The following is a 591-nucleotide window of genomic DNA, read 5'->3' on the forward strand; positions in this document are numbered from 1 at the left end:
GATACCGACGAATGCCCGGCATTGATGGCCGTTCGTCGATTTTCGGGAATTTTTGTTTAAAGCGAAGGGGTGTTGCGCGGTGCCAGTCCAGGCGCTTCGAAGCTCAAAGCGCCTCTGGACGGGGTGAAACCGGTATTACTTCTTGCCCAGGCTGATCTGCTTGGACGGGCCGAATGTCTGGCCGCTGACGCCTTTGGCAATTTGCTGGATCTCGCCGCCGGACTTGAGGAATGCTGCGATCTGATCGTTGATCGATTCGCTGGTTTCAACGGCTGGAGCTGGCTTTGCTTTGCTGGTGGATGCTTTTACACGCATGGCGGCCATTAACCTTTAGAAAAGTAACTCGGCCAGGCATCGTACAGGAATAACTTGACAATAGCTTGGTAAATATCCCCCGGATTAACCAACCGTAACGCTGCATTATTACCGGCCGCTCACTCGTAATAAGCAGCTAACCTGCTGTTTTAAATAAGAACATTTAATTGAAGTGAGGCAAATCAGCACGGCTGTGAAGCGTCGGACCGGACTGACGAGCGGCACCCCGTAGGGCAGTGATCAAGCAAAATCAACACGTTGAAGCAGATTTCCCGG

At 52.1% G+C, this 591-nt stretch carries 1 protein-coding gene; it reads right to left on the reverse strand.

Annotated features, from left to right (window positions below; translation table 11 throughout):
- Positions 1 to 135 precede the first annotated feature (135 nt).
- Positions 136 to 324: a hypothetical protein gene (locus J5M71_RS26615; RefSeq protein ID WP_016985943.1), complete on the reverse strand. Its 189-nt coding sequence runs from the start codon at positions 322 to 324 to the stop codon at positions 136 to 138.
- Between the last annotated feature and the right edge of the window lie 267 nt (positions 325 to 591).

Source organism: Pseudomonas sp. 43(2021) (assembly GCF_017490805.1).
In the GTDB taxonomy this organism is placed as follows: Bacteria; Pseudomonadota; Gammaproteobacteria; order Pseudomonadales; family Pseudomonadaceae; genus Aquipseudomonas.

Excerpts from the sequence above, each read along its gene's own strand:
- J5M71_RS26615 (WP_016985943.1), bottom strand. The coding sequence starts at position 324 with ATGGCCGCCATGCGTGTAAAAGCATCCACCAGCAAAGCAAAGCCAGCT.